The following is a 699-nucleotide window of genomic DNA, read 5'->3' on the forward strand; positions in this document are numbered from 1 at the left end:
AGCAGGTGGTGGGTCCGGCATTTCGGACCGAGGTTGCCCGGATGGGTGGGCCCCTGCGGCCAGGCCACACAGTGGTCAAGGTCGCAGTTCTGTGCGGACACACCGCAGCCGGGAAACATGCACCGCATGTCACGCAACCGCACGAACGCCGCCAGCTTCGCCGAAGGCCGGTAATGATCCTCCGCATCCAACACCGCAGCATCGGCCAGCGGTGCGACCTTGGCGCCGGTGGCGATCAACTCCGCCAGCAACGGCGCCGGCACAATCCCACCACCGAGGATCACCGCGGGGCTACCGGCAACCGCCGGAGTGTCATCGGCAACGAAGTTCGTCGAGTCGCCATGCAATCGGGCATCCCGCGGCGTCTGCGCCACCACCTTCTCGACCGGCTTCTGCACCGGCTCGGCGGTGTCGTGGACGGGCTCAGCGGGCACGGCGGCCTCGGCATCGGCCTCGCCTGGAGTATCGCCAACGTCACCGGCCTGGCCGTCGTTGTCCTGCGGTGCGGGAACGTGTTGGGGCAGCTGATCGGTGAGCAGGTGCACCACCACACTGCTCGAGCGTGGATCGGCCCCGGCAGCCGGACACTGCGGGCTGCCGCACTGGCAGGTCAGCTGCTGTTCCCCGACCGCCAACGCCCCCAACGCATCAGCGCGACGCTGCGCCATGGTCCGCGGATCGGCCTCACACACACCCCGG

1 protein-coding gene is annotated in these 699 nt (G+C 69.1%); it reads right to left on the reverse strand.

What is annotated here, in order from left to right; translation table 11 throughout:
* The coding region (locus tag A5733_RS27255; RefSeq protein ID WP_142254130.1) for an HNH endonuclease signature motif containing protein at positions 1–699 on the reverse strand (699 nt) is incomplete at both ends.

It is taken from the genome of Mycobacterium sp. NS-7484, assembly GCF_001953975.1.
GTDB lineage: Bacteria > Actinomycetota > Actinomycetes > Mycobacteriales > Mycobacteriaceae > Mycobacterium.